Source organism: Rhodopirellula sp. UH5 (assembly GCF_056839225.1).
In genome coordinates this window covers 5,724,119-5,750,518 of the sequence record NZ_CM166390.1, presented here as the reverse complement: position 1 = coordinate 5,750,518, position 26,400 = coordinate 5,724,119, and the positions used below count along the sequence as shown (strand labels likewise).

Here is a 26,400-nt window from a genome sequence, read left to right as displayed (position 1 = left end):
CGACGTCGGGACCCTGTGGGTCTCAAAGCCAAATCGCCGAACCATCTTATCTTAAGAACACAACAAAGAGTTTCTTGACCCCCAAAGAGGTGTCCGTTTCTTGCGGTTGCGTCAAAGCAATAGTCAGCGAAAAACCAGTCGCTCCCAACGAATGCCTCGAAATTGAAATGTCAATACATGTCACCAAGGATGTTGACCGATTGACTCAAAAAGTGACCGTGCTTTTCGAAAATAGCGAACTTAGCCGCAAGGAATTTTTGGTCAGCGCGAACATTAAATCTGATGTGACGCTTTCGTCTAGAACTCTGAGATTCTCTGACGCTAAGACTGCTCAGACACTCAAACTGACGGTTGAGGCACCAGGGTTTACCCTGGAAAATCTATCAGCAGAATCGGGGCATCTAATTATTGACAGAGTACGAAAAATTGACTCAAAGAACTTTGAGGTTGACGTCCGTGCGGCGAATGCGTTCGGGCAGGCAACCGATATCATTCGAGCACGGCTGAAAGACAACAGCAGCAACAAGGAGGTGGTGCGTGATCTGCTTGTCGGGATTTCAGGATACTCGCTTCACAAATTCCTTCCGTCAGTCTTGCAACCACAAACACTAAGCACAGAAAAAGAAACAAGGGTAATTTTGGTTTTCGGTGGCCCCTACACTCCTCCCGCAAACGCAATCATTGAGATGAGCGTAGTGCAGAATACCGGAACCACAATCCCAGTGAAGCAGGACGACTACCGAATCACAAGAGTGAACCCGAGAGTGCTCCATCTGTTCATCCTTGGGAATCCAAAGCCTTTCGAAGACGGAACAACACTGCTCGTCACAACCGACAAAAAACCCTTCAAACTCCCTCTATTAAGCGAGAATTGAGATAATCAAACCTCTTCTATTTTGCTGCGTTGTCCTTTCTGCCCCAGTTGCCCATGCCCAGGGGCTTGGGGCCTGCTTCGAGTCTGACAGCAGCACAAACTGCAGTGAAAAACTTGGAGCCCAGAGCCCTCCGGCAGCATGTTCTTCCTGCAACGAAGACGACACCTGCGATGCCCAGGTTTGGACATCACCGGACACTGACATATCCGAATCTAGCTGGACCAAAAACAGGTCCACCACCATAGGTTTTGGGCCGTCTGGTTACTCACGCGTAGACCCAAGCAATGTTAACTGCGGGGTATCGGGCGGATGTGCTCTAGAATGCGATGAATACGAGCAAAACGGCCAGACCTACAGGACTTGCCCTAAGCTTGAACCTGGGATTGATACGATTATATATTTTTTCAACCTTTCGGATGTCTGCGAAATGCTCCCGCCTGAATAAACACTTCAAATCCTTTGTGACGAGATCCTTGTACCGAAGCAAGCAGGGCGTTTGCATACCAAGGCAAATCTTTTCTTGAGATGGGGTGCTTGTTAGAGGGGCGGCGTAAGCCGTCCGGTGCGTCATTTGCTGAATGGGTGTGCCATTCCGCTACGAAAGAAGATCCTCCAGTTTGGAAAACAAATTTGTCCTGGTTTGCATCTCCTGTAGGTTGCCGGACGTAACTGCATGAGGCTTCCCGGAGCGACAACCAAACATTTTCTGCCACACGCAACTCAGATCCACTGAGATCAACTATGAACACTCGAGCACTAGCTTTAATATTTCATTTGGTGCTAGCGATTCAGATCGGTGAAGCAGAAGAGCTGCAGCACTTGAAGCGAATGCAGACTCCACTATTGGAAGACTTCAGTGAGCTAAACCAAGAAGATTCCGCAATGGTGATTGGCTGGATGCAAGACATTGAGAGTTCACTTTTGAGTTCAGTCTATGAAGCGAGTGTCGTTTCTGAGCTTTTGGAAAGTCACTCCCAATCAATCGTCATGCACTGGCGCAATAGCTTCAGGGTTGCCCGTGACCCAGGTTCCGCAAGAATGAGGATCGTCACTGTCCGCCAGAATTTGCTTGACAATGCTGCCATTGCGACCAACCTTGGGATTGCTCGTGATACTCGCCGGCATCTTGATGTCCTTCGTGACGGCGACAAATCCTATTCAAGCCGTCTCATTGCGTTCGAAGACGAGGTGAGCGAACAGTTAGGTGAGGGCACGTGGAAAAACCAGCTCGAGTTCCTTCGCCTAGCTGACGTTTTCGACCCTTGCTTTGCTGCCACTGTCTCTGCTGGCCAAACGGCCATGGGTCGAGCCTGGGATTTTAGCCATCACAACGTAAATCCGAAGTCTGTTCACGGTGTCATCCAACTGGGAAATCGCACCCACGTGCTGCTTCGATTCAAAGGGGCCGACTACAAGTGCCAAATCATGACATTTGAGGACGAGGTGCCGGTGCAAGTCATTGACTTGAACTGGCGAGGATTCGAGGAGTCACTTGCGAAGGTCACGTCGATCACGCGGTCCGAATGGACGGAGCATGCTTCAACGAAGCAGAGACTACCGACGACCATCTATGGCATCTCCTATTCCGATCATCACCCGGTGGAACTCTTCGCCAACATTCGTTGGAAGCTTGGCGAGGAAGTCGACAAGAACCTTTTCAAGAAGAACACCCTTGGATCGGAGCAACCGGGCGACAAGCAAGACTTTGGCATCCCGATCAATCTTCGCTGATCGCCCGATGCGATGATGGTCACCCAACTCGTCACCTGCACGGGGATGCTCACCCGCGATAACATCGCGGCATGACCGCATCCGATCCTGCTCCAGCCGACTCGTCCGCGACCGATCCAACTTCCCCGGCCCCGACTCCCGAGTTGATCTTTTTGGGAACCGGAACCAGCGTCGGTGTTCCCGCGATTGGATGCGAGTGTGATGTTTGCCAAAGCACCGACCCGCGCAACAACCGAACGCGTTGCTCGATCCTGATCCGCTTGCCCGAAGGCAATCTGCTGATCGACACGCCACCCGATTTGCGAACGCAATTGCTGCGTGAAAAGGTCAAGCTCGTGCACGCGGTTTTGTTCACCCACGAACATGCCGATCACATCTACGGCCTGGATGACCTGCGGTTGTTTCCGTTTCGGCTCGGTCGTCCCGTTCCGCTGTACTGCCGTGCGGATGTCGAGGCTCGAATTCGCACGTCCTACGACTATGCGTTCTCCACTCGACAACAAACCCACGCGGGATCACGGCCCCAACTGGAAATCCTCCCGATCAACAACGACGACCCGTTTGAGGTTCTCGGCTTTCGTATCATGCCGGTTCCGCTGAAGCACGGACCGCACTTCGAAGTGCTGGGTTTCCGTCTGGGCAACTTCGCCTATTGCACCGACACCAATCACATTTCGGAGTCGTCCATGGAACGACTGCGAGGCCTCGACACGCTGGTCCTGGATGCCTTGCGATTCACGCCGCACCCGACTCACTTCAACATCGACGAAGCCCTCGAGGTGATCGAAGAACTCAAACCACGCCAAGCCTTCCTGACTCATCTGGGCCACGACATCGATCACGCCCCCGTGGAAGCCTCGCTGCCCGATCACGTCCACTTGGCCTACGACGGACTGCGTCTGCCAATGCCATCCATCCAGTAGCCGGATTCGCCAAGAATTCGGATCCCACCATCTCGAGCCTCTGAGTTCAACGAAGCCATCCACGTAGGCCAGGTTATCACCTGGCACCCAGCCGATGCTTTGGAACAAAGCGAGGCGTCCAACCGCCCCCGCAAGCCTCTGTCGGTATAAGGGGAGCTTCCCCTGGCTCCGATGAGATTGGTCTTTGGCCAAGAGCGAAAAGACCGGCCTTGCTGACCCAGCGGGCCAGGACGCTTCTCCGCGAGCAACACTCGCCAACCAAAGGCCACGGGACATCGATTTTATTGGCGAGGCTTTTTCTCGTTCCCAGGCTCTGCCTGGGAACGCAATGCACTGCAGGCTCCGCCTGCTGAGACAGAATCGGGAGGCGGAGCCTCCAAGACAGTGTGTTCCCAGGCAGAGCCTGGGAACAAGGAAGCCTCTGAACGCTGGCGAATCCTACGACTGGGCTTCCGTCACAACGAACGCATCGATTCAGCTAGACTGCGTCGTCCAACGATCGTCGTCTCGCCCCCTCGCAGCAAAAGTCCCCCCTTTGTCCGCCTCAGATCCCGCCCCCGAATCGGAACCATCGGTCACCTCCGATGTCTCGACTCCGCTCCCTGCCGCTCCCGCCTCGGACAGAACTTCCCGACTGGGACTGGTTTTGTTCGTCATCTACCTGCTGCTTTACGGCGGGTTTGTGCTGCTGAACGCTTTCAAGGCGGAAGTGATGGACACCATCGTTTTCGCGGGCTTGAATCTGGCGATCGTCTACGGATTCGCGTTGATCCTGGTCGCGATTGGTATGGCGTTGATCTACGGAATGAAGACCCCGGATGAGCCTCAAGCGATGGAGGCATCGGAATGATTTACGAACCCTCCATGACCGCCGTCGTTGTCTTCTTTGCTTTCGTCGGCTTCACGATCGCACTGAGTTTCTACCTTGGCGGCAAAGCCAAATCATCCGCGGGCTACTTCGCCGCCCACGGCCAAATCCCCTGGTTCATCAACGGGATCGCGTTCGCGGGAGACTACCTGTCCGCGGCATCGTTCCTGGGCATTTGCGGGATGATCGCGGCCTACGGCTACGATGGTTTTCTGTATTCGATCGGCTACCTGGCCGGCTGGATCGTGGCCTTGTTCGTGATCGCCGAACCCATGAAGCGGCTCGGCAAGTTCACCTTCGCCGATGCACTCGACGCCAAGTTCGATTCCAAAGGAATCAAGGCCGCGGCTGGGATCAGCACACTGATCGTCAGCGTGTTCTATCTGATTCCGCAAATGGTCGGCGCCGGGGTTCTGATTCAACCTCTGCTGGGTTTCCCACACTGGGTCGGCGTGCTGCTGGTCGGTGCCGTCGTGATCACGATTGTGGTCACCGCCGGAATGGTCTCGACCACCTGGGTTCAGTTTCTGAAGGGATCGCTGCTGGTTATCTTCAGCGCGATCCTGGTCGTGATGGTGCTGCAACAAGGGTTCAAGGTCGACAACCAATCGTTCCCTTCCCACAGCTTCGCCATCGGTGAATTCAATCGCCAGGCCATTGCAGAAGCCATGAATCGCGAACTGGTGGAACCATCGAGTTGGGCGGACAACGACCAATACCTCCAGTTCACTCGGGAAGACGGTGACGGCTACGACGTTTACCGCGCGGACATCCAAGAAGGCGGGACGATGATCGTCTCGGAAGCCCAGTCGATCACAACGCTGCCCGATGGCGAGACGTTGATTGGCGGGCTGCCCAAGGGCGACCAACCTGGGCAAGGCCACCTGCGACCGGTGGGCCGGATCAAGGTGCTGCCCAACGAATACATTGGCCAATCCGAAACCGGGCCGCTTGGCCCTCTGAAGTTCTTCGACGTTCTCAATCGCAGCACCGTGGTGCTCTGGGGCAATGAAACTCTGAAGAACGAAGATGGTTCGACCACGCAAGTCTTCTACCAAAAACCAACCAGTGGTTCGCAGGTTCTGCGGCCCGGCGAACACCCTCGTTTCGCTGGCATTCGCAGTGACAGTTGGACGGGCAAGTTCAACTTCCTGTCACTGATGCTGGCGCTGTTCTGCGGCACCGCCTCGTTGCCACACATCTTGATTCGCTACTACACGGTCAAGGACGCCGCCGCGGCTCGCAAGAGCACGATCGTTGGGATCACCAGCATCGGGTTCTTCTACGTCCTGACGCTGTACCTGGGACTGGGGGCCATGACCAGCGGCACCCTCGACGTGACGAACAGCAACATGGCCGCGCCGCTGCTTGCTCGCGGAATGAGTGGACTGCTGTTTGCCATCATTTCGGCAATCGCCTTCACAACCGTCTTGGGCACCGTCAGCGGATTGATTTTGGCCAGCAGTGGAGCCGTCGCCCACGACTTGCTCGGTGGCGTGATGGGCATGGAATTCAGCGAGAACAGCCAGGTTCGAATCGCAAAAATCGCGGCCGTGGTCGTGGGAGCCATCGCGATTGTGCTGGGGATCCTGTTCCGCAACCTCAACGTCAGTTACTTGGTCGGGTGGGCCTTCAGCATCGCAGCCAGTGCGAACTTGCCGGCACTCATCATGCTGCTGTTCTGGAAACGCACGACCGCCCAAGGCATCATCGCCAGCGTCATCGTCGGCATGTTCAGTTCGCTGGGATGGATCCTGTTGTCGGCCGACACCTTCGAAAAGGTGTACGGCATCGATCCGTTGAGCAGCCCCGTGCCGTTCAGCCAGCCGGGCATCGTGACGATCCCGTTGGCTCTGGTCACCTTGATCGTGGTGTCGTTGATGACAAAGAATGGAAAGGCCACCACAACGTAGCCGGATTCGCCAGAATTCGGATCTCTGAATTCCAGCGAATCCATCATCCTGGTGTATCCATCAACGTAGGCCAGGTCATCACCTGGCACCCAGCCGATGCTTTGGAACAAAGCGAGTCGTCCAACCACACCCGCAAGATTCAACGCGGCCCGTCCAATCACCCCGCTAGGTAGAACCTGGCCTACAACGTCATTGGCCAACGGCCAACCGCAACGCAACCCATTGAATTTGGCCGTTGGCCAAAGAACCGGTGCATTCGTCCTCGGGCCCCAGGGACGTTGCCCACTGGCTACGTTGAACAAGGCCGTTGGCCATCTCTCCGCACCAACTCGCGCATCCGAATTCTTGACGAATCCGGCTACCAAATCACAACCCGACGCGTCAGCCAGGGACCCCACTGGATCCCGACGAATCCAGCTACGACGCGGCGCGGTTGATCAGGCCCAAGACTTCGGCACGTGACTTGGGATCGGTCTTGAAAGCGCCTCGCATGGCGCTGGTCAAACACAAACTGCCTGGTTTGCGAATGCCTCGCATCGTCATGCAACTGTGCGTCGACTCCACCACCACCGCAACACCTCGCGCCGACAATCGATCCTCGATCAAATTGGCGACCGTGTGGGTCAATCGTTCTTGCACCTGCGGACGCCGGGCGACCTCTTCGACCACGCGAGCCAACTTGCTCAGGCCCACGACCTTGCCGCTGGGCAAATAAGCGATGTGTGCCTTGCCCGTGAACGGCAACAGGTGATGCTCGCACATGCTGCAGAAACTGATGTCTCGCACCAACACGATTTCGTCATAGTCCTCGGCAAACACTTTCGCGAGGTGACGGCCGGGGTCCGATTTCAGACCGGCGAACATTTCGGCGTACATGCGTGCGACGCGTTCCGGTGTTTCCAGCAACCCATCGCGATCGGGGTCCTCACCAACCGCTTCCAGGATCTCGCGCACCGCCGATTCGATTCGAGCAAAGTCGACTTCGTTGTGAGGCGCGTTCTTGTCGACAAAAAACGGCGTTCGTTCGGCAGGTTGTTCTTTGTCGGCCACGGGCTTGTCTGAATCCTGATTGGGAACCTCTCCGAAAAAGGGGTCTGACCCTTGGGAGGCGTGCTGTTTTCAATTCGAGTGCGTTCGCCGAAGAGGGCCAGACCCCTTTTCGGTGAGCTTCGAGAGCGAGCCAACTTGTTGGCCCCATCGCGAAACAACGCACGACTATAAACGAGTGGCTAGCGATGCGAAGACGAGCAAACCGCCCGCCGACGACAATTGCCCCAAAAACGGCCCCACGGACTCGATGGGGAATCATTCCTGGCTGGCAAAGCGGGACCGTCGCACGAGCCCCGCTAAATCGGCTCGAAACCCTGCTGATAGAAGCCCATGATTTTGCCAAAGATACGGAAAATCATGAAGATCAGGAACATCGAAACGGAAATCCAAATCACGCCCGTCGCCACACCGGCAATCGTTTTCATCGCCCCTTTGGCTCGTTCGTCGTAGTCCTTGGCCAATTGGTCAATGGATTCCGCATCGGTCCCCGAGAGCTCTGCAATCTCGATCTGGGTGATGAATTCCTCAGGGAACAAATGCGTTCGGTGGAGCGCTTCACTCAACGTCGCCCCGCCACGAATCGCGTCCTCGGCCGACTTGGCTCCGCTTCGATAATACGAACTGTCCGTGGCGTCCAAAGACAACTTCGTCGAATCGATCGGGTTGATCCCTGCGTCCAAAGACAGCGACAGCGTCCAAGCGAAACGGGCCAGCGTGATCGTTTGAATGGCACCACCGATCGCGGGAACCTGGTACACCAACGGCACAATGTTTTGGATGCCGCCAACGTTCTTTCGAAACGCCAAGTACATCCCACCCAGCACCGCAGCGAAGGCGGCGACATAGGCCCAGAAAATCAGCACTCCTTGGGGGCCGCGCAACCCGAACCCCAGCATGTCCGTCATCTCACCGCCGGTGGGAGCCGTCAGCACGCCCATGATCCAAATCATCAACGACACCACGCCGATGCCAATCAACAACTGAAGCCCTGGCCAAGCGATCGCGCGAATGAAATTCTGGCGCAGCGTGTACTGTTGGGCGTAGTGCTCAGACAGCGCCAACATGGTCCGTTCCAGCCTGCCGGTCGTCTCGCCCACCCGAGTCATCACGACCAACAAGGGCGGGAAGAATGGCTTCTGATGCCGCATCATCTCGCTGATCGCGTGCCCGTCTTTGGCCCCCTCGCGAATCTTGGTCATGGCCATGCGTTGCCGTGCGGGACCGTGCTTGGCCTCGCTTTCCAACAGCTTCAACAAGTCCGCACCGGCTCGCAGCCCGACGCCAAACCGGCGGCAAAAATCGCGGCAGGAACGCACTCCCATCTGTCGTGACATCACGGCGTCACCTCCGCCATCGGCATGCTGCCCGGTTGTTTGGCGGAGCGGCGCAAGCCGCCCGGTGCGTGACCGGAGGGCTCGCGCCCTGCCGCTTCGATTTTGGATCGAGAAACGCGACCATCAGCCAAAACCCACGCTGGCAGCTCACCAAAGTGCTGTGCGTATTCACGTTTTGCATAGGCCAACATGTACTCCGGGCTGGCTGCCTTCGACACGCCCACATGACTCGATGAAGTTTGCGAAGGCGGACTTTGTTTCGACAAACGCACCAATCGATGCAGCGCCAACTCGTACGCGCCTTGTGCTCGCATACGATCGCCGCTCTGGAGCAACCGCCTGGCGTTTTGCACCAACGCTTTCGCGTCGGCAATCGTTTCTTGTTGTGCTTCCTGTTTTGCAAATCGTCGCGGGTCCGCATCGCCGAGCAACTGACGGTCAATCTCGTCTTGATCGATGATCGTCACGGAGACGGATGCATTGCCGGTGCGAGTGGCACCGCCGAAGGCTCCGCCAGGCGAAAACCCACCACGCGATGAACGCCCGCTTTGGTAAGACGAAACGCCGCCGATCGATCCCGTCCCACGATCGGGAATCAACATGCTGCTGGTGGAAGAGAACCGTCGCACGCTGGGAAGCTGCACGACTTGGGCCTGCCCGACCTCCGTCCCAGCGATCAGCAGCAACCAGGCCGCGAAGGTCATGAAAATGAGTCGCTGCCAGCAAGGACGGCCACCTCTCCCCCAATGTTTAGATGCCGTGCAGCTTCGAAACATTGTGCTTGCAATCTTGAACTCACCCGCCTGAGCGCAGCGGTGGTGCAATTGCGAAGAGCTGTGCACGAAACGCTTGCGACCCCCGCCCGCGCGACGGGAGGGCTCGGAAAGCGAGCGTTCAGCGAGATTTCCGGGGGAGGGCAGTTCACGCCGCTTCCCATGCCCGGCCCTCACCCTCGCGTACGCCTGAACGGCGTCGCTCGACCTCTCCCCCAACTTCGTTTCGGGAGAGGTGCAGCCCACGAAGCCCCGCTGATAAGCGGCATCGACCAACTGCGCCGCCTCTCCAACAGGAGAGCGAAGTTGTGAGGCGATGGTCGACGATGAGCTGGGTTCAAACATGCATCCAATGTAACGCATCGCCCAAGAAACGCAGCAACGGAAGAATCCCGCTAGGCAAGGAACCAAGCTTGGATTTACTTCGCGGAGCCTTTGATCTTGTCGCCGAATTCTCGGTTGAATTTTCGAACCTTGTTGGCCACCACTGCTTGGCAATAACCGGCGTTTGGATTCCGGCGGTAGTAATCCTGGTGAAACTCTTCGGCCACATAAAACTTGGTGGCAGGCTCAATCAGTGTGACGATCGGGTCCCGGTATTCTTCGCCCAGTTTTTCAATCGTCTTCTTGGCGATTTCACGTTGCTCCTCGTTGTGAACGAAGATGCTGCTGCGGTACTGCGGTCCACCGTCGGCGCCTTGCCGATTCAAGGTCGTTGGATCGTGCGTTTTGAAGAACACTTTGAGCAGCTCTTCAAAATTCGTCTTGGTCGGGTCGTAATAGATTTGGACGGCTTCGGCGTGGCCGGTCATCTTGCCGCAAACTTGATCGTAATTGGGACGCTTGACCTTCCCTCCGATGTAGCCCGAGACGACATCGTTGACGCCTTCCATCCGCTCAAAAACGGCTTCCGTGCACCAGAAACAGCCCCCCGCCAACGTCACCACGTCTTCGCCCGGCCGAGTTTTGACCTCCACAATTTCGGAATCCAACGGCAACCCGTTGTAATTGGGGTTGGCGTTGGGGTCATCCGAATTCGTGCCCACGGGCGGAGCGGCCTGGGTGCAGGACGTCGCGACAATCAACAGTCCAGCTGCCGCGATGGACGCGAGCGAGCGGGATGGCGAAGCGAAGATGGAGGGCACTGGCATCAGAAACTCCTGCATTGGGTCGGGGATTCAGCCGTCTGGAGGTGAGAAAACGAGGTCGGGACAGCGGACCGAGTTGATTATTACGCAGTGGAAACCGGGGTGGGTCGGCAGAGGAACGATCCGTTTTCAGATTTTTGCCAATCGTGGACTTTGAGGTCGCGAGCCCGCACCAACCGTCGCCGGATTCGCCAGAATTCGGCTACCAACATCACAACCCGACGCGTCAGCGAGGGACCACACTGAATTCTTGGTAAATCCAGCCATGTAGGCCAGGTTATTACCTGGCACCCAGCCGATGCTTTGGAACAAAGCGAGGCGTCCAAACAGTCCCACAAGACTCAAAGCCATCCGGCCAAACACCCCGCCAGGCACAGCCTGGCCTACGTCCGTCACAACCCGCCGAGTTAGCAAGGCCACCCACCGTAGCCGGATTCGCCAGAATTCGGACCTCTCCACGTCAACCATCCGAACTTCTGGCGAATCCAGCTACAACGCTTCTGTGACGCTGCGATAGGATGACTTTGCCAACTCTTCGCACGCCGCTTCCCATCCCGACATCCACGCATGCCTCACACTTTCTTCGACCTGCATCACACAGTTGCCGACGACGAAATCGATGCCCAACAACACGTCCACAACCTGCGGTATTTGCAGTGGACGCTGTGGGCCGCTCGCGACCATAGCGCCGCCGAGGGCTGGGACGCGGCTTCCGCACTGCAAGACGGTTTGGGCTGGGTCGTTCGCGGGCATGACATCACTTACCGAGCCGCGGCGTTGGCCGGGGACGAATTGATCATCCGGACGTGGATCCCAAGCTGGAACCGTTATTCCTGCCAGCGGCTTTACCTGGTGACGCGTCCCTCCGATCAAACGGTGCTTGCCAAAGTCCAAACCCGCTGGGTGTTTGTCGATTTGAACCGGCACCGTGCCATCGAGATCCCTCCTGCTGCGGTAGCCGCCATCCACGTTTGCGAAACGCCTCCGCCATCCCCCTGGGCCGACTCCGATGACACCTGATCAACGACTGAAATGGTTTCTGCGAATCATTGGCGCTGCCGCGTTGCTAGCCTTTGCCGCGGCGGTCATGCCTGAGAAATGGATGATTGAAATCGCTCAGGAACTCGGCATCGATCCCTTCCCCGAATCCCCGTTGACGTTCTACCTGGCTCGCAATTTGTCGCTGCTGTATGGGTTTGTCGGTGCGTTGCTGTGCATCTTGTCTGCCGACCTGCCACGGTATCGCGCCCTCATTCGCTGGGCAGCACGGGGAACCATCGCGTTCGGGGTGCTCCAGTGGGTCGTCGACGCGATGTCTGGGCTGCCAGGTTGGTGGACGATCGGGGAGGGCGGTTCGACGCTGGTCGGCGGGCTGTTTTTGAGCTGGTTGGAACGAACCGCCCGAGCGGACTCGGCCGTGGCGGGTTCCGACGAAAGCCTGCGTTGAGTATTTTTCTGCTCCGCCGAGTTTGTTTGGCGAATTTCCCGTTTTCAAAACCTTTCGAACCTCTGTGTTTCTGCCATGCAACGCACCCTCGTCTTGCTCAAACCTGATTGTGTCCAACGCCGCTTGATCGGTGACGTCCTGTCCCGATTCGAAACCAAAGGATTGCACATCGTTGCCATGAAGTTGCTGCAAGTGACACCGGAACTGTCCAAGCAACACTACGCTGAACACGTCGAAAAGCCGTTTTACCCCTCGCTGGAAGAGTTCATCACCTCGGCTCCCGTCGTCGCGATCGCACTGGAAGGCCTGGAAGTCATTCGCGTCGTCCGCGACATGCTCGGCGCCACCAACGGTTTGCAAGCCGCTCCTGGCACCCTGCGTGGTGACTACAGCAGCAGCCGCCAAATGAACCTGGTTCACGCCAGCGACAGCGAAGAATCGGCCAAACGCGAACTGGACCTGTACTTTGGCGCCGACGAATTCTGCGACTACTCGCTGGTCCTGACGCCTTTCATGCGTGCCGACGACGAATAGTTATAATTTGGGTTCCCTCCCTCCCACCTGAGGCAACCCATGTCGCTGTTTGAGTCCCCGCTTACTTTCAGTCCGGCCGTCCAACGATTCGTTGGCGGCCTGTGGATCTGTTTCGGATTGCTCGTCGTTTCGCCCGCGGCAGTGACCGCCCAGGGTTTCGGCAACAACGCCGCAGCGGGTGGCGCCAACGAAGTCACCTCGTTCCGCGGCAAACTGGTTTCCTACCGCGGCATGATCCTGACGATCGAGCGGGAAGACGGCACCGAAGTCATGGTGCAACCCCCTGACTCGGTCTCGCAGCTGACCTTCATCGCGAAAGCCTTGCCGGCCTACTTGCGTCCCGGAATGTTGGTTCGCTTCCAAGCCAACCTGGGACCGACCGGGGCCCCTCTGGAACCAGTCAGCAAGCTCGAACTGTTCGCCCCCGTCAACGTGAAGCTGCTCAAAGGCCGCGAACGCGAAAAGTTTCAACCGGGCGTTCACCCCAGCAACCCACCGCAACGTGGCAACGCAGGGCCACCGACCGGCCCCGTGACCGTGGTCGGCAACCTGATGGCTCTCAACCCGCAAGGCGGCGTGGCTCTGCGAGCGGGCAATGTTCCGGTGCAAACGATGACATCACCGGACCTGGAACTGCAGCTTCGCGTCAACAATCTGTCGCTCGCCCAACCCGGTGACGCCGTCGACGTGCGAGGCTTCTACCAACCGCCGGATGACACAAAAGTCAAAGCCGAATCGATCCAGATCACGACTGATCGCGTCTACGGCGAAACACCACCGCCCACCGAACGTCGTTCGCGAAGAAGCAAGCGAGGCGAGCGGGACAAGGACGAAGCCGCGGAAGCTGAAAACGCCGACGAAGCCAGTTCAGAAGAAGGCCGGTCTCTCGGGATTCCAGACACCGAATCCGAGTGAGCCCCCCGTCCCCGGATTCGCATCTCCCGTAGCCGGATTCGCAACCCGATGCGTGACGGCTTGTGGATTGAATCCTAACCCGACGCGTGAGCGAGGGATCGCGTGCCATTGCAACGAGCCGGTGGGTCCCTCGCTCACGCGTCGGGTTGTGAACTCGAGTGAATCGACAAGCCGGTCCGCGAGGCCCACGCGGCGTGCCCCACGCCGGCCCCGTCCGGGGCGGTCTCTTGTGTTTCGTCATCGGTCTCGGGGCTTCCGCCCCGAGCTAAGAACGCCGGCCCCATCCGGGGCGGTGATTGCCGCCGAATGCTCCTCCGGTTCGCGTCCCGTCCTCGCCACAGCCACCCGGATTTTGCAATTTACAATTTACAATTTTACTTTTTCAATCCATCCCCCAGCTCACCTGTCGCCGCTCCGCGGCTTGCCGAGTCAAGGGAGTGACGCTCGAGACCTCGGGTTGAAAACCCGAGGCTGACAACTGTTACCGCTCCGCGGTTGTTCAATCCCCCGGACACACCTCCAGTCGCGGAGCGACGACAGATGTTTGTCGTCCCGTCGCCGAACGATCCCCGGTTCGTGCCCCGTACGATGGGCTTCCAAACCCGTCGAAATGGACCCCCAACGCGTGACGGCCTGTGGATTGAATCCTAACCCGAAGCGTTCGCGAGGGATCGCGTGCCATTGCAATGAGCCGGTGGGTCCCTCGCTCACGCGTCGGGTTGTGAACTCGAGTCAATCAACAAGCCGGTCAGCGAGGGACACATCTGAATCCTGGCGAATCCAGGAAATCAGCCATCGGCGGACGTCAGTTGCAAAATCGGCTGTTCATCATCGGGCCAAGAAACAAACAACTCGGCTTCGAGACTCGCTTGCCCCGCGAGCATCGCGATCAACTGATCCAATTCCGCCAAACGTTCGGCAAACATCTTCAAGCTCTTCTGCTGATTCTCGAGTTGGTCCAACTGCTGTTCCAAGCGAGCCTCCAAACGACGCGCCCGTGAACTTTCGGCTCGAGAGATGGCCGACTCCAGTTCAGCGTGCCTCCGGTCCGCCAGTTCCATTTGCCGAGTCACCACGGCCAACGTTTGCGAGACGTCCTCGCGGTCCGTCCATTGCCATGGCATCGATGGATCCAGCCTCGCGCCAAACCGGACTCGGACCGTCATCATCCGCGTCGTTTGGACGTCGACACGAACCACCACCGCCACCGATTCCGAATCTTGTTGGCTCAACACCGCGATGCCACGCACCTTGCGAGGCGACTCGTTTTCAATCGGTTCGATCCAACCGACATCGACTCCCTCGGGGACCACCAAATCCATGTTCAACCGGGCTCCTTTGGGTTCGGGCGGTGCGGCCAAATCCCACTTCATCTTCCCATCTCGATCCGCCAAATCGATGCCGATCGCGTCCCCTCGCAAACTCGGCCGCAAATAAACTCGCTGTCCCCCGGCAAGCTCCACTCGGCCGTGAAGCAATGCCTTGCGATCCGCATCCAACGCCCCCGGCAACCACTCCCACCGCGTTGCATTCTCGTCGGCATCGATTCGCAAGTTGGCGATTGCGGTTTGATCCGACGACCTCACAATCGAACCGCTGTCGGGCGTCCCACCAGAGACCGAGAACTCAAGTCGCTTGTCAGGAAAAACCAACCTCGCGTTTGTCCAAGAAGAGACCGGCCATTGGTCACGGTCACCTTGTTCTGATCCAGTCTCTGCAAGCGTCGGCAACGAAACAAAGATCGTTTGCGAATCCGCCGCCGTGGACTCCTCGGTGGATCCAGTCACCGCGTCCGAGTCCATGTCGTCCGTGTCACCATCGCTCATCACATCCGCTTCTTCACCGCCACCAAACGACGCGGGGCCGGTGCCTTCAGACGCCATCAATTCGCCGGCCATGGATTCGTCAACCTCGCCGACAACCTCGCCGACATCCTCGTCAGAAGACTCCGTCGCGACCGGCGCGGGAACCAGATCGTCCAACGAAAACGCCGACGAAGTCATCCCGTTCGTCTCTTCGGTTGCGGGTTGTCCGGTCGAAGGCCGGGCGCCTGAGTTCGCTCCCACAATCTCAGCGGCACTCATCTCGATGCCACTCGGATCAACACTCGTTTCGGCAGACACATCCGACGGTGCCGCGTCCACCAGCGTGCCAAGTTCCAGCGCGGACTCCTCGGTCGTCTCCAGGATGCCCGGTGCAAACACGTTCGCATTGGAGCTGGACGGAGCCACGTTGCCACCGGAACCATCAGACGTTTGAGCCAACTCAGAATCGGAACTCGGCCACCACAGGAATGCTGCCGCGAGCAAGGCCATCGCGGCGAGCACACCGACCCAAATTGGCTTGGACGTGGATGTCTTCTTGGGTCTCGAACCAGAACTCGCAAGCTCAGCCGATTCGTTCCGTTCGACCATTCCCACCAACGCATCGTCGGCTGAATCCAAGACAATCGGATCGGTCGCCGATGCAGCCTCGGTCGCGGAGTCACCTTCCGACAAGCGGATCAATTCCCCGTGAGCATCCACGCCATGCGATTGCCAAAACACATGGTTGGGCGAGCGAATCGAATCGCTCGATGGAGAGGAAGCCTGCATGGAGGGAAACGAGGTTTCCGCCGCGGCGACCAAGCGATCCCAGATGTCCTCGGGAGGTTCTCCGAGGCGTTCGATCATGTCCGCCACCGACTCCACGGGAACCGGCACCGAATCGCTCTTGGACGTGGTGTTCATACGCATCGTTATAACGAAACGCACAGAACATTTCCGACTGCCGCCAGATTCCCTGCAGTTGTAGCCGGATTCGCCAGAATTCGGATCTCAACCGCTTCGCACCTCTGAATTCTTGGCGAATCCAGCGACAGCCAGGCCGCCCATCGCGGACTCCTCCAGAGCCACGCATCCCGACTCGCCCCGGAGGGGCCGACATCGGTAGCTCGGAGCGTCAGCCCCGAGACCGCGCACGGACATCGCCATGTCGCCCCGGACGGGGCCGTCGTCGACGATGCCAGCCAAGGTGGCTGGCACCATCCGGCTCGGCTCATCCGGCTCGCCATTCGCCCCAACTCGCCCCGGAGGGGCCGACATCGGTAGCTCGGGGCGTCAGCCCCGAGACCGCAAGTCTCAGCGATGTCCGTCCAATCACCCCGCCAGGTAGAACCTGGCCTACATCTCGAGCCTCTGAATTCTGGCGAATCCAGCTACGACGGGTGACTTTGGATCAAGGAACCAAGAGTGCCGTGCCGGTGACCGCGGCGGCTTGGTACCAAGCTCCCCTCAGGCTCAACGGCACCGGTGGGATGATCCACGGGGCACAGTTGCCGGGACGGTAATAACCCAACGCATACTGGCATTCATGCGGCGAGTGCACACCCATCTTGTACGGCAGCACCGCGATGTTCGCGAAGAAGTGAGCCGATGACAAAACCGGTTGCAACACGGGACCCGCGGTGTGACCGTAGCGTTCCAGGTTGACCTCTTCGAAGTACAACGGTTTGTGACACAAGTTCGACGCGGCCCAGACCACGGTCGTCGGTTTCCAACGACGCGGTGTGAACGCGACCTGTTCCAACAAGCACTCCGTCGGCAATCCCCAGTTCTCGGAAATGAATCCCAAGTCCGCTTCGCTCAAGCGGTTGATCGGCAACTCTTCACGAGATCCGAACTCCGTCACGATCACAGCGTTTTCATACGCCAGATCGACCAAGCGACCGGTGCCCATCGGACGCCCATCGATGCTTCGCCAGACCCGTGATTCTTGACGCTCGTCAAAGCGTTCTTTCAGCTTCATGTATTCGCCTTCATCGATCACGTCAGGACGATACGGTGGGCTGATGTCCAGCGAAACCTGATCGATCGTTTGTGCGGCGATCCGCGAACGGAAGTCGTCACAAGACAATCCAACGGCACGACGGATCGGCCCATCGTCGTTCATGATCGGTGCGTCATCGCGGTCAGCCTGCGGTCGCAAACGGCCTCGGTCTTGAGCTTCCAACTCCAGGCGATCCAGCTCATCGCGTGCCTTCGATTCTTGGTCGCGACGGTCAAACGGATTGGATTCAAACCGGTCCGAAGGAGACTCCAGAGTTTCGGGCTCCGACGCCTGTGGTTGCTGCGGCAGATTCGTTTCGTCTTGCAACATGTCGCGAATCGATGGCCCGGCATCCGGTTGCCCCAATGCGTCGGGTTGTCCAAACGTATCCGGTGTCACATTGGGTGAATCCAATCCCGGAGCGGGCAACGCTTCCAATCCAGGTGGCACCATCTCGACGGGCGAGCTGAGTCCATTGCCAGGGGCTGCGTTCGGGTTCGCTCCCAATTCATCACGGAACGGGTTGGCGTTCCAATTCGGACGGCTTCCACTTCCGCTGGCAGCACCATTGTCGCCGGGCACACCAAAGCCACTGGACGAGGGAGGCGAGATCGGTTGCGCGTCGGCTGGCGGTGCCGCGTCGAACTCGGGCAATCCAAACCCTGACCCAGGTTGCTGCAGAAACGCAGCGGGATGGATCGAGGTGGAAGCAGCACCCTGGTTGCGGCGACTCGTTCCCGAGACCATCACCACGGCCGGGCCAGCAGGGTTGGCTTGTGGTGCGGCAACTGGCGGTGTGGCAACTTGCGGTGCAGTGGCTGGCTGCAGCGGTTGAGCGTGAGCGACCGATTGCTGGAACGAGGTCTCGTGTTGCTGGGGCGTTGCCTCATGGAAGGCAGCGTCGCTGATCCGAGCGGCTTCTTCCGAGGCGACCTGCGGGCTCTTGCGCCATTGCAGATCCCAACCGGGACGACGCATCGGCGATGCTTGCGACGCAGCGGGCGGATTCGGTTGAGCCTGCATCAAATCCGCGGTTCGCATCCGCGGAATGGGCTGACCAACCGGACGCGCCGGAGCCGGCGAAGTGTTCGCCGAAAGAGGATGCGAGGTTGAGTCCACGCGGGTGGGCCCAAAGCTGTCTTGGGCCATCACCGCCGAACTGGCGGAAAGAGCACCGACGCTGAGGCCAGCGGCAATGCATCCGGCCAGCCATCGTCGGCGGACCAATCGACCTGGCAATGGGCTCAGGCGATGGGTCGTCGGAACGTCTGCCTCAACTGGCGTCGCCCGAATGAACATCGGGACTGTAGTTGGGCGCTTCTTGTGTGATCGCAATGTCATGCGGGTGGTTCTCCCTCACCGTAGCGGCCGACACGCGAATGAATTTCGCGTCGCGGCGGAGTTCTTCGATCGTCCGTGTACCGACATATCCCATGCCCGCACGCAAACCACCGACCAACTGGTAGGCGTAATCGCTGAGCGGGCCTTTGAACGGCACGCGTCCTTCGACACCTTCGGGGACAAGCTTGCCCGCCTCGGTGCCTTTTTGGCGATACCGATCACTGCTTCCCTTCACCATCGCACCCATCGATCCCATCCCACGGTACGCCTTGAAGGTACGACCTTGGTACAAAATCATCTTGCCAGGACTCTCCGCCAAACCAGCAAACAAACTGCCGATCATCACGGTGCTCGCCCCAGCGGCGATTGCTTTGGTGATGTCACCGCTAAAACGGATTCCTCCGTCCGCAATGACAGGAATGTTCTTCTCTTGAGCGACCTTCACCGCACTTAAAATCGCGGTGACCTGAGGCACTCCAATGCCACTGATCACCCGTGTGGTGCAAATCGATCCCGGACCGATGCCAACCTTCACCGCGTCAGCTCCGGCCGCAATCAAATCTGCTGCGCCCTCGGCCGTTGCGACGTTCCCCGCCACGACATCAATGTCCCATGACTTGTTCTGCTTAATCTCTCGAACGGTCTCAATCACATTCCGGCTGTGTCCATGAGCCGAGTCGACCACCAGCACGTCGACACCTTTGCCGATCAAGCTTTCCGCTCGTTCATAGTCACCCACCCCAATCGCGGCTCCGACCCGAAGACGTCCCTGCGGATCTTTGCAGGCCCGCGGGTAACGCTTCATCATGTCGATGTCGCGAATCGTGATTAACCCCGTCAGTTTTCTTTCTTCGTCAATCAGGAGAAGTTTCTCGACCCTTTTTTCCGTTAAAATCTTCTCAGCTTGCGCAAGCGTTACATTCCCTACCGCCGTGACCAGGTTTTGACGCGTCATTACCTGGGAAATCGGCATGTCGGGGTCTTCCAAGAACCGCAGGTCCCGCCGCGTTAAAATTCCCGCCAAAGTGCGATCGTCCTGCACGATCGGGATCCCCGAGACGTTCGCCCGGTCCATCAACTCCGCTGCCGCGCTGACCTTTTGAGCGGGATTCAGGGTCACCGGATTGACGATGATCCCGTTGGCCGAGCGTTTGACCTTCAGCACCTCTTCGGTCTGTCGTCGAACCGACAGATTCTTGTGCACAATGCCCAAACCGCCCTCTTTTGCCAGGGCAATCGCCATCTCGGACTCGGTCACCGTGTCCATCGGCGACGAGATCAGCGGGATTTGCAGGCGGATTCGCTGGGTCATCTGACTGCTGACGTCCACCTCGCTGGGCACGACCTCGCTGTATCGAGGTTGCAACAGGACATCGTCGAAGGTCACTCCGAGGTCGCCGATTTTGTCGTCAAACATGCCGTTTTCGTTCCCACGAGGCCGTGGGCATCCAAATGTGATGCGATGGGGAAAACGAGCGATTATGACGCTCGCTGCGGTCGAGTTGTAGGGCACCTTGCCCGACTGACGACGAAAGAGGGTAGATGCGCCCAAGTTGTCGCCTCGCGTCACCGGATTCGGACCTCAAACGAACGCAAATCTCTGAATTCTGGCGAATCCAGCTACTTTCCGGCCTTTTCCAACCCAACGCCATGTCCACGACGACGGCCAGTGCCGCCAACGCCGAATCGCAAGAATCCGCCCCGCCTCGCGCGGTGGACATTCGACGTGATATCCCAGCTCTCCTGCTGGTCGCGGCGACGTTGTTGACATTGGTTTCGGTGATGACACACGACCCCGCCGACCCGGTTCCCACCCCAGTCTGGCCACTCGACCAATTCTTCACGCCGGATGTGGCCGTCTATCCCGCCAACGAAATCGTGCAAAACGCCTGCGGCTCGCTGGGCGCCCTGATTTCATCGATGTTGCTCAGCGCCGTCGGCATCGGATCCGCCCTGGTGATCTCGGCCGGCGGAGGCATCTCGACCGCACTCCTGATTCGCGGGCACATGAACGCGCCCGTGCTGCGGTCCCTCGGCGGCTGCATCACCTTGCTGGCTGTGACCACCGCGGCCGCCATGACGGACATTGAACTGGGCGGCATGCCTGTCATCGGCAACGGGGGCTACCTCGGCGCGATGACGTCCGCCTTCTTGCTGCAACACTTCCATCCCGTCGGCTCTTGGATTTTGACGCTGACAGTGCTGTCGGTCGGGTTGTTGCTGACGACGGACTACATGCTGGTCTACGCCGGTCGAACCGTGGTTGTCGGCGGGGCCAAGGCCTCTCGTCGTGGGTTCGCCAAAGCCGCGCAAGCCATGCCAGTCACACTCCGCCGGCGCCGCCAACCGTTCAGCGACCTGGACGGGCCGATCCTGATCGACGGGGACGAATCCGACGCGTCGCTGGATCCCAACGGCGGTCGCATCGACCCGGCCGAGCCAGCCGAAACCGGACCCACGATCCGCGTTCGCAAACCCAAAGAACGCGAAGCCGTGGCTGAGGCAGCCGAAGCCGCGGAAGAAGCCGCTCCTGCCAACGGGCTCGCCAAAGCCGCCAAGCTCGGCGCCGCCGGACTGGCCGCCGCGGCCGGGATTGGCGCCAGCCTCACGAAGTCCAAGGACGCCACCGAGGAAGAAGAATACGAGTACGAATACGAGGAATGGGAAGAGGAAGAAGAATCTCCCACCCGTGAACTCGAAATCGAAGGCGAAACGACGACCCTGCGCAATGATTCCGCGCACGAGGAATCCCCCGCGCCGACGATCAAGATGCCCAAGCAGCGAGACGCCAAGCAAGAACTCTACGACTCGGTCCAGGAAGGTGCTCCCGAAGGCATCTCGCAGTACCACTTGCCCAGTCTCGAACTGCTCGAAGGCAGCGACGGATTTGACTACGAAGAACAGCACGCGGAGGCGCTGCAGAAAAGCGCGATGCTGCAGCAAACCATTCGCAGCTTTGGCTTCAACGTCACGGTCACCAATGTCGAAATCGGTCCGGTCATCGCCCAGTACGAATTGGAACTTGAAAGCGGCCTGCGGCTGAACAAAATCACCGCGCTCGCCGATGACCTCGCCATCGCCCTGCGAGTCCCCAGCGTTCGCGTCGTCGCCCCAATCCCCGGCAAGAACACCGTCGGCATCGAAGTCCCCAACGAAATTCGACAAGTCGTTCGGCTTCGCGATGTGATCGAAGAATCCGATTCGCGGATCTCGAAGATGAACATCCCAGTCTTCTTGGGCAAAGACGTTTCCGGCGAACCGATGCCAGTCGACTTGGCCAAGATGCCTCACCTGTTGATCGCCGGTCGAACCGGTACCGGTAAATCGGTCTGTTTGAACGCGATCATCACCAGCATCCTGATGTGCTGCCGGCCCGACGAAGTCCGCTTGTTGATGATTGACCCCAAGATGGTCGAGTTGTCCGGCTACGGCCGCTTGCCTCACCTGATGCACCCCGTGATCACGGACATGAAGAAGGCCGAGGCGATCCTTGGCTGGGCCGTCGAAAAGATGGAAGAGCGTTACTCGCTACTCGCCAAAGCCGGTGTGCGTCACATCAACAGCTTCAATGACCTGGGCCGGGAAGAAGTCCTGCGGCGTTTGGAAGTGGATGAAGACGACGAGAACACCGACGTGCCGGACAAGCTTCCTTTCATTGTCATCATCGCCGACGAGATGGCCGACTTGATGATGACGGCCGGCAAGGAAGTCGAAACGCACATCATCCGCTTGGCTCAAAAGAGTCGTGCCGTTGGAATTCACTTGATCCTAGCAACGCAAAAGCCAACCGTGGACGTCATCACGGGCTTGATCAAATCGAACTTGCCCGCGCGTCTGAGTTTCCAGGTCGCCAGTAAAACGGACAGCCGCGTGGTGCTCGACGAGAACGGTGCCGACAAACTGCTCGGCAACGGGGACATGCTGTTCCTCTGGCCGGGAACCAGCACCCTGATTCGAGGGCAGGGGACTTACCTGTCCGACGCCGAGATCGATCGCGTCTGCGACCACTGCAGCAGCGGCGGCGAACAGCAATTCGTCGGCGAGCTGATGAACTTGAAGATCAACGACGAAGAAGGCGACGCATCCGAGATGGACGTCGACAAACTTCGCAAGCGAGACGAGTTGTACGAGTCCGCCATCGAAGTCGTGATTCGCGAAGGCCGCGGGTCGTTGTCGCTGATCCAGCGTTGCCTCGGGATTGGCTATGGGCGAGCCGCGCGCTTGGTCGACTACATGGCCGAAGACGGCATCGTCGGCCAGTACAACGGGTCCAAGTCACGCGAAGTCTTGCTGACGATGGAACAGTGGAACGCGATGCAAGGCATCACCGACGACTCCGCCGCGGCCACTGCCACCGCTGCCCCCAAAGCCTCCTCGCAAACCGAAGCGGAAGAGGAGTACGAAGACGAGGAAGAGGAAGAAGAATACTACGACGAAGAAGAGTACGAGGACGACGAAGACGTCTGAAGCACGTCACCATTCCCGTCGCCCCTCCCGTAGCCGGATTCGCCAAAATTCGGACCTCAACCACTTCGCACCTCTGAATTCTGGCCAATCCAGCGACCAACATCACAACCCGAATGCGTCAGCGAGGGACCGCCCACCCACTCGTCCCTCCGAATTCTGACGAATCCAGCTACATCGACGTCAGCAAGGCCGCCCATCGCGGACTCCTCCAAAGCCAAGCATCCCAACTCGCCCCGGAGGGGCCGACATCGATAGCTCGGGGTGGAAGCCCCGAGACCGCGTGCGGACATCGCCATGTCGCCCCGGACGGGGCCGTCGTCGACCATGCCGCCCAAAGTGGTTGGCACCATCCAGCACGCAAACAACCGCCATCGCATTCGCCTCGAATACGCCCGCTCAACCAACTCCAACCTCTGAATTCTGGCGAATCCAGCGACCAACATCACAACCCGACGCGTCAGCGAGGGACCGCCCACCCACTCGTCCCTCCGAATTCTGGCGAATCCGGCTACAGCAAGGCCGCCCATCACGGACTCCTCCAGAGCCATTCGCCCCAACTCGCCCCGGAGGGGCCGACATCGATAGCTCGGGGTGGAAGCCCCGAGACCGTGCGCGGACATCGCCATGTCGCCCCGGACGGGGCCGTCGTCGACCATGCCGCCAAAAAGTGGCTGGCACCATCCGGCAATCGGTCAGCAAGGCACCACGCACCGTCCCCGCATCCGCCAGAATTCGGACGCCAACCACTTCGCACATCTGAATTCTGGCGAACCCAGCGACATCATGCACCAAGTAGGAAAAGTCCTACCTGGCCTAAAATTCTTCGACGATCTCCTCTAGCCAAGGAACAGATCGTTTAAGTCAAGCTTGGCGGAGGGCTGGATCAATGGCGAAAGCATGTCTGTGCGTGCGTGGACACTTCGATCTCGGTAGTCACCTTGGACCGGGTGACGATGGACGTGGATGCATTGGGCCTGTGCGTCGACGATCCAGTACTCGACGATGTTCGATTCGGCATACAAACGTCGTTTGGTTTCCAAGTCGTAAGCTAAACTACTGAACGCAACTTCAATCGCCAGTTGCACGTCGCTCCCTCGCGGATGTGCATCGCGGTAACGGGCTGCTCGCAGCCACATCAAATCAGGCTCGGGACGAGACTGGGTCTCAGGAAGGTCCAATCCGGTTTGCGATGTGATCAGACTCAGAGCAGGGTCGACGCCGCGAGCAGACCAATTGGTGAGGTAGGTGATCAAGTCATCATGGATGGGGCCGGCGGGGTTCATCTCGATCAATTCTCCTCGAATCAATTCGACCTTTCGATCGATCTGATCAAACGCTCCGACACGGACCATGGAGTCATATTCAGGAAGCGACAGGTGAAGTGTCGTTGTCATTTTTTGCAGTCTCCAAACAAATCCTGATCGACCCCAAAACCAGGATCAACTTACAAACCAGTGTACCAGACAACAAACCGTAGGCCAGGCAAAACCAGCTCAACAATCCAGCTACCAACATCACAACCCGAACGCGTGAGCGAGGGACCACCCCGGAATCCGCCGCCCGACTTGGAACGATTGGCAACGCCAATCAACCAACGCCTCCCCACGCTCATCCGCATTTTAAAATTGTCAATTTACAATTTCACTTTTTCAATCGCCCGGAACCAACATTCACCTCGCGCCTCCGAATTCTTAGCGAATCCGGCTACTTCATCGCGATGCGAAGCAGGTCGGCAGGAGTCTTTCGGCATTTGGACTGTTTCGCTAAGCGTCGTTGCTCCCTCGTACAACCGGGGCTAACGCCCAAACGGCTCACATGATGATGCCCGATCATTCCTGCCGACCTGCTCACCGCTTCCCACGCGCACTATTCCAATGCGCGTCCATCTCCTGCACCGTCGGAATCTCCGCCGGCCGGACCACACGGAACCCAACCCACGACGCATCGGTGTGATACCACAGGCTCTTGGGCAACTGCGGATCCTGTTGCTTCCAATCTTCGGAGCTACCCAGCCGCGCCGCTGACCGCAACCGATCCGGGTCATCGAACCAACTGCCGCCACGAACCACGCGCGGATACAACCGCTCCGGCACCGTCCAAGGGTTGATCAACACACCGCCCTCTTCGGGCACCGGATAGGACTCGCCATAAGCGTCCGCGGTCCACTCCGACACATTGCCGTGCATGTCATGCAGCCCCCACCGGTTCGGCTTCTTCGTGCCCACCTTCTGGTACTTGTCATTGCTGTTGTCGTAGTACCAACCGTGCTTGTCTAAATCGCCCTCGCCGAACGAGTACGCGGACGTCGTACCAGCCCGACAGGCATACTCCCATTCGGCCTCCGTTGGCAGCCGATAGAAGTGCCCCGTTTGGGCACTCAGCCACTGGCAGTATTTGTTGGCCGCGTGCTGGGTCATGCAGACGGCGGGATAGCCCGATTGTCCCATCCCAAAGCTCATCTCGGTGTAGGGCGGCGTCGGCTGACTGACCCCATCGACTGCGTCGTGGGTTGCCGGGTCAAAGTCCGTCCATCCACCATGCTTTTCGCGGCGGACCTCCGTCATCATGAACGGCTCGTACTCATCCCAAGTCACCTCGTGCTTGCCCATCCAAAACGGCGAGACCTTCACCCGCCGCTGCGGCCCTTCATCTTCCAGTCGGTCTGCCTCCTCCTCCGGGCTGCCCATCAAAAACTCACCCCCCGGGATCGCGATCAACTCAAACTCCACGCCAGCTTTCGGAATCGTCTCCCGATAGTCCGTGATCATTGCAGCCCCCATCACAACGATCCCCTCCCGAATCCGCGTCAGCAAAGCCGTATCATCCAGCGAAACCTCCGGCCCCACCTTCACCGCCGAGGCCGCTTCCTGGGCACCAGCGTCCTGGGCACGCGCGACACCGCCCATTCCAACGCACATCCAACCCAACAGGCCACACCGAACCCAACCGCCAAAACGCATCACAAACCAATCCCATCACGAGGCAAGAATCCCCGCATTCTAACTCAACGAAGCCGCGACCGCGGCTAGCTGCTAGCCCCGCGCACCGTAGCCGGATTCGCCAAGAATTCGGATCCTGCAACCACCCGCCGCTTCAGCAAGGCCGAACCACCATCTTCCCACTCCGAATTCTTGACGAATCCGGCTACGACCGACGCAACTCGAACATCCGAATTCTTGACGAATCCGGCTACCAAAATCCCAACCCGACGCGTCAGCGAGGGACCGACCTGTATTCCTGACGAATCTAGCGACGAGAGGTGGTCCCTCACTCA

Annotated in this window: 24 protein-coding genes and 4 pseudogenes; 18 read left to right on the top strand and 10 right to left on the bottom strand. The window is 58.6% G+C overall.

Annotated elements, in window-relative coordinates; all coding sequences use genetic code 11:
* The first annotated feature begins 74 nt into the window (after positions 1 to 74).
* From UH5x_RS20395 to UH5x_RS20350, 10 genes and pseudogenes are all read left to right on the top strand, one after another.
* Positions 75 to 875 (top strand): DUF1573 domain-containing protein, encoded by an 801-nt coding sequence (locus UH5x_RS20395; protein ID WP_482633507.1) that lies wholly within the window; start codon positions 75 to 77, stop codon positions 873 to 875.
* Positions 876 to 1,616: 741 nt separating this feature from the next.
* Positions 1,617 to 2,606 carry a hypothetical protein gene (locus UH5x_RS20390; RefSeq protein ID WP_482633506.1) on the top strand — a complete coding sequence of 330 codons (990 nt, stop codon included), beginning with the start codon at positions 1,617 to 1,619 and terminating at the stop codon, positions 2,604 to 2,606.
* Positions 2,607 to 2,677: 71 nt separating this feature from the next.
* Entirely contained in the window at positions 2,678 to 3,529 is an 852-nt protein-coding gene (locus tag UH5x_RS20385; protein WP_482633505.1) for an MBL fold metallo-hydrolase, read from the top strand.
* Between the two features lie 15 nt (positions 3,530 to 3,544).
* Positions 3,545 to 3,625, top strand: a pseudogene (locus UH5x_RS20380) (hypothetical protein); the annotation flags it as partial.
* Positions 3,610 to 3,882, top strand: coding sequence for a hypothetical protein (locus tag UH5x_RS20375; protein WP_482636039.1), 273 nt, complete (start codon positions 3,610 to 3,612; stop codon positions 3,880 to 3,882). The pseudogene UH5x_RS20380 and the gene UH5x_RS20375, both read left to right, overlap by 16 nt.
* Positions 3,883 to 4,064: 182 nt before the next feature.
* A complete protein-coding gene (locus UH5x_RS20370; RefSeq protein WP_047813296.1) occupies positions 4,065 to 4,379 on the top strand; it encodes a DUF485 domain-containing protein in 315 nt (104 codons plus the stop codon).
* Positions 4,376 to 6,310, top strand: a complete 1,935-nt coding sequence (locus UH5x_RS20365; protein WP_482633504.1) for a sodium/solute symporter — start codon at positions 4,376 to 4,378, stop codon at positions 6,308 to 6,310. Before UH5x_RS20370 ends, UH5x_RS20365 begins: the two co-directional genes overlap by 4 nt.
* A gap of 14 nt (positions 6,311 to 6,324) precedes the next feature.
* A pseudogene (locus tag UH5x_RS20360) lies at positions 6,325 to 6,420 on the top strand (DUF1589 domain-containing protein); the annotation flags it as partial.
* Complete coding sequence (locus UH5x_RS20355) at positions 6,393 to 6,479, top strand: DUF1589 domain-containing protein (protein WP_482636038.1); 87 nt, start codon at positions 6,393 to 6,395, stop codon at positions 6,477 to 6,479. The pseudogene UH5x_RS20360 and the gene UH5x_RS20355, both read left to right, overlap by 28 nt.
* Positions 6,449 to 6,772, top strand: a pseudogene (locus tag UH5x_RS20350) (hypothetical protein); the annotation flags it as partial. The gene UH5x_RS20355 and the pseudogene UH5x_RS20350, both read left to right, overlap by 31 nt.
* On the opposite strand, the gene folE reads toward UH5x_RS20350, so the two are convergent.
* From folE to msrA, 4 genes are all read right to left on the bottom strand, one after another.
* On the bottom strand, positions 6,728 to 7,360 hold the full coding sequence (gene folE, locus UH5x_RS20345) for a GTP cyclohydrolase I FolE (protein WP_047813298.1): 633 nt from the start codon (positions 7,358 to 7,360) through the stop codon (positions 6,728 to 6,730). The pseudogene UH5x_RS20350 and the gene folE overlap by 45 nt on opposite strands.
* Positions 7,361 to 7,656: 296 nt before the next feature.
* Positions 7,657 to 8,694, bottom strand: a complete 1,038-nt coding sequence (locus tag UH5x_RS20340) for a type II secretion system F family protein (RefSeq protein WP_047813299.1) — start codon at positions 8,692 to 8,694, stop codon at positions 7,657 to 7,659.
* Complete coding sequence (locus UH5x_RS20335) at positions 8,694 to 9,398, bottom strand: hypothetical protein (protein WP_482633503.1); 705 nt, start codon at positions 9,396 to 9,398, stop codon at positions 8,694 to 8,696. Before UH5x_RS20335 ends, UH5x_RS20340 begins: the two co-directional genes overlap by 1 nt.
* A 488-nt stretch (positions 9,399 to 9,886) precedes the next feature.
* Positions 9,887 to 10,618, bottom strand: a complete 732-nt coding sequence (msrA, locus tag UH5x_RS20330; RefSeq protein WP_482633502.1) for a peptide-methionine (S)-S-oxide reductase MsrA — start codon at positions 10,616 to 10,618, stop codon at positions 9,887 to 9,889.
* Between the two features lie 254 nt (positions 10,619 to 10,872).
* On the opposite strand from msrA, the pseudogene UH5x_RS20325 reads away from it, so the two are divergent.
* The 6 genes and pseudogenes from UH5x_RS20325 to UH5x_RS20300 form a co-directional block, all read left to right on the top strand.
* Positions 10,873 to 10,947 (top strand): annotated as a pseudogene (locus tag UH5x_RS20325) (DUF1589 domain-containing protein); the annotation flags it as partial.
* Positions 10,914 to 11,132 (top strand): DUF1589 domain-containing protein, encoded by a 219-nt coding sequence (locus tag UH5x_RS20320; protein WP_482633501.1) that lies wholly within the window; start codon positions 10,914 to 10,916, stop codon positions 11,130 to 11,132. The pseudogene UH5x_RS20325 and the gene UH5x_RS20320, both read left to right, overlap by 34 nt.
* A 50-nt stretch (positions 11,133 to 11,182) precedes the next feature.
* Complete coding sequence (locus UH5x_RS20315) at positions 11,183 to 11,635, top strand: acyl-CoA thioesterase (RefSeq protein ID WP_482633500.1); 453 nt, start codon at positions 11,183 to 11,185, stop codon at positions 11,633 to 11,635.
* Positions 11,625 to 12,062, top strand: coding sequence for a hypothetical protein (locus UH5x_RS20310; protein ID WP_047813302.1), 438 nt, complete (start codon positions 11,625 to 11,627; stop codon positions 12,060 to 12,062). The genes UH5x_RS20315 and UH5x_RS20310 overlap by 11 nt, the downstream gene beginning before the upstream one ends.
* A 75-nt stretch (positions 12,063 to 12,137) precedes the next feature.
* Complete coding sequence (gene ndk / locus UH5x_RS20305) at positions 12,138 to 12,596, top strand: nucleoside-diphosphate kinase (RefSeq protein ID WP_047813303.1); 459 nt, start codon at positions 12,138 to 12,140, stop codon at positions 12,594 to 12,596.
* A gap of 39 nt (positions 12,597 to 12,635) precedes the next feature.
* On the top strand, positions 12,636 to 13,511 hold the full coding sequence (locus tag UH5x_RS20300; protein WP_482633499.1) for a hypothetical protein: 876 nt from the start codon (positions 12,636 to 12,638) through the stop codon (positions 13,509 to 13,511).
* A 788-nt stretch (positions 13,512 to 14,299) separates the two neighbouring features.
* Here UH5x_RS20300 and UH5x_RS20295 read toward each other — a convergent pair.
* A complete protein-coding gene (locus tag UH5x_RS20295; RefSeq protein ID WP_482633498.1) occupies positions 14,300 to 16,240 on the bottom strand; it encodes a hypothetical protein in 1,941 nt (646 codons plus the stop codon).
* A gap of 87 nt (positions 16,241 to 16,327) precedes the next feature.
* Entirely contained in the window at positions 16,328 to 16,594 is a 267-nt protein-coding gene (locus UH5x_RS20290) for a hypothetical protein (protein ID WP_482633497.1), read from the bottom strand.
* A gap of 42 nt (positions 16,595 to 16,636) precedes the next feature.
* Between UH5x_RS20290 and UH5x_RS20285 the strand changes: the two genes are divergently transcribed.
* A complete protein-coding gene (locus UH5x_RS20285; protein ID WP_482636037.1) occupies positions 16,637 to 16,720 on the top strand; it encodes a hypothetical protein in 84 nt (27 codons plus the stop codon).
* A gap of 7 nt (positions 16,721 to 16,727) precedes the next feature.
* Here the strand turns inward: UH5x_RS20285 and UH5x_RS20280 are convergent, their stop codons facing one another.
* Together UH5x_RS20280 and guaB are read right to left on the bottom strand one after the other, a co-directional pair.
* Complete coding sequence (locus tag UH5x_RS20280) at positions 16,728 to 18,617, bottom strand: hypothetical protein (RefSeq protein WP_482633496.1); 1,890 nt, start codon at positions 18,615 to 18,617, stop codon at positions 16,728 to 16,730.
* On the bottom strand, positions 18,592 to 20,076 hold the full coding sequence (guaB, locus tag UH5x_RS20275) for an IMP dehydrogenase (protein WP_047813337.1): 1,485 nt from the start codon (positions 20,074 to 20,076) through the stop codon (positions 18,592 to 18,594). Before guaB ends, UH5x_RS20280 begins: the two co-directional genes overlap by 26 nt.
* A 233-nt stretch (positions 20,077 to 20,309) precedes the next feature.
* Between guaB and UH5x_RS20270 the strand changes: the two genes are divergently transcribed.
* On the top strand, positions 20,310 to 23,126 hold the full coding sequence (locus tag UH5x_RS20270) for an FtsK/SpoIIIE family DNA translocase (RefSeq protein WP_482633495.1): 2,817 nt from the start codon (positions 20,310 to 20,312) through the stop codon (positions 23,124 to 23,126).
* 836 nt (positions 23,127 to 23,962) lie between these two features.
* Here the strand turns inward: UH5x_RS20270 and UH5x_RS20265 are convergent.
* A complete protein-coding gene (locus tag UH5x_RS20265) occupies positions 23,963 to 24,520 on the bottom strand; it encodes a Uma2 family endonuclease (protein WP_482633494.1) in 558 nt (185 codons plus the stop codon).
* A 453-nt stretch (positions 24,521 to 24,973) separates the two neighbouring features.
* The gene (locus tag UH5x_RS20260; protein WP_482633493.1) at positions 24,974 to 26,032 is read right to left on the bottom strand and encodes a formylglycine-generating enzyme family protein; all 1,059 of its coding nucleotides are present in this window, start codon (positions 26,030 to 26,032) and stop codon (positions 24,974 to 24,976) included.
* Positions 26,033 to 26,400 lie beyond the last annotated feature (368 nt).

Excerpts from the sequence above, each read along its gene's own strand:
- UH5x_RS20390 (WP_482633506.1), top strand. The coding sequence starts at position 1,617 with ATGAACACTCGAGCACTAGCTTTAATATTTCATTTGGTGCTAGCGATT.
- UH5x_RS20385 (WP_482633505.1), top strand. The coding sequence starts at position 2,678 with ATGACCGCATCCGATCCTGCTCCAGCCGACTCGTCCGCGACCGATCCA.
- UH5x_RS20365 (WP_482633504.1), top strand. The coding sequence starts at position 4,376 with ATGATTTACGAACCCTCCATGACCGCCGTCGTTGTCTTCTTTGCTTTC.
- UH5x_RS20340 (WP_047813299.1), bottom strand. The coding sequence starts at position 8,694 with ATGTCACGACAGATGGGAGTGCGTTCCTGCCGCGATTTTTGCCGCCGG.
- UH5x_RS20335 (WP_482633503.1), bottom strand. The coding sequence starts at position 9,398 with ATGACCTTCGCGGCCTGGTTGCTGCTGATCGCTGGGACGGAGGTCGGG.
- msrA (WP_482633502.1), bottom strand. The coding sequence starts at position 10,618 with ATGCCAGTGCCCTCCATCTTCGCTTCGCCATCCCGCTCGCTCGCGTCC.
- UH5x_RS20320 (WP_482633501.1), top strand. The coding sequence starts at position 10,914 with ATGCTTTGGAACAAAGCGAGGCGTCCAAACAGTCCCACAAGACTCAAA.
- UH5x_RS20315 (WP_482633500.1), top strand. The coding sequence starts at position 11,183 with ATGCCTCACACTTTCTTCGACCTGCATCACACAGTTGCCGACGACGAA.
- UH5x_RS20310 (WP_047813302.1), top strand. The coding sequence starts at position 11,625 with ATGACACCTGATCAACGACTGAAATGGTTTCTGCGAATCATTGGCGCT.
- ndk (WP_047813303.1), top strand. The coding sequence starts at position 12,138 with ATGCAACGCACCCTCGTCTTGCTCAAACCTGATTGTGTCCAACGCCGC.
- UH5x_RS20300 (WP_482633499.1), top strand. The coding sequence starts at position 12,636 with ATGTCGCTGTTTGAGTCCCCGCTTACTTTCAGTCCGGCCGTCCAACGA.
- UH5x_RS20295 (WP_482633498.1), bottom strand. The coding sequence starts at position 16,240 with ATGAACACCACGTCCAAGAGCGATTCGGTGCCGGTTCCCGTGGAGTCG.
- UH5x_RS20290 (WP_482633497.1), bottom strand. The coding sequence starts at position 16,594 with ATGTCGGCCCCTCCGGGGCGAGTTGGGGCGAATGGCGAGCCGGATGAG.
- UH5x_RS20285 (WP_482636037.1), top strand. The coding sequence starts at position 16,637 with ATGTCCGTCCAATCACCCCGCCAGGTAGAACCTGGCCTACATCTCGAG.
- UH5x_RS20280 (WP_482633496.1), bottom strand. The coding sequence starts at position 18,617 with ATGTTCATTCGGGCGACGCCAGTTGAGGCAGACGTTCCGACGACCCAT.
- guaB (WP_047813337.1), bottom strand. The coding sequence starts at position 20,076 with ATGTTTGACGACAAAATCGGCGACCTCGGAGTGACCTTCGACGATGTC.
- UH5x_RS20270 (WP_482633495.1), top strand. The coding sequence starts at position 20,310 with ATGTCCACGACGACGGCCAGTGCCGCCAACGCCGAATCGCAAGAATCC.
- UH5x_RS20265 (WP_482633494.1), bottom strand. The coding sequence starts at position 24,520 with ATGACAACGACACTTCACCTGTCGCTTCCTGAATATGACTCCATGGTC.
- UH5x_RS20260 (WP_482633493.1), bottom strand. The coding sequence starts at position 26,032 with ATGGGCGGTGTCGCGCGTGCCCAGGACGCTGGTGCCCAGGAAGCGGCC.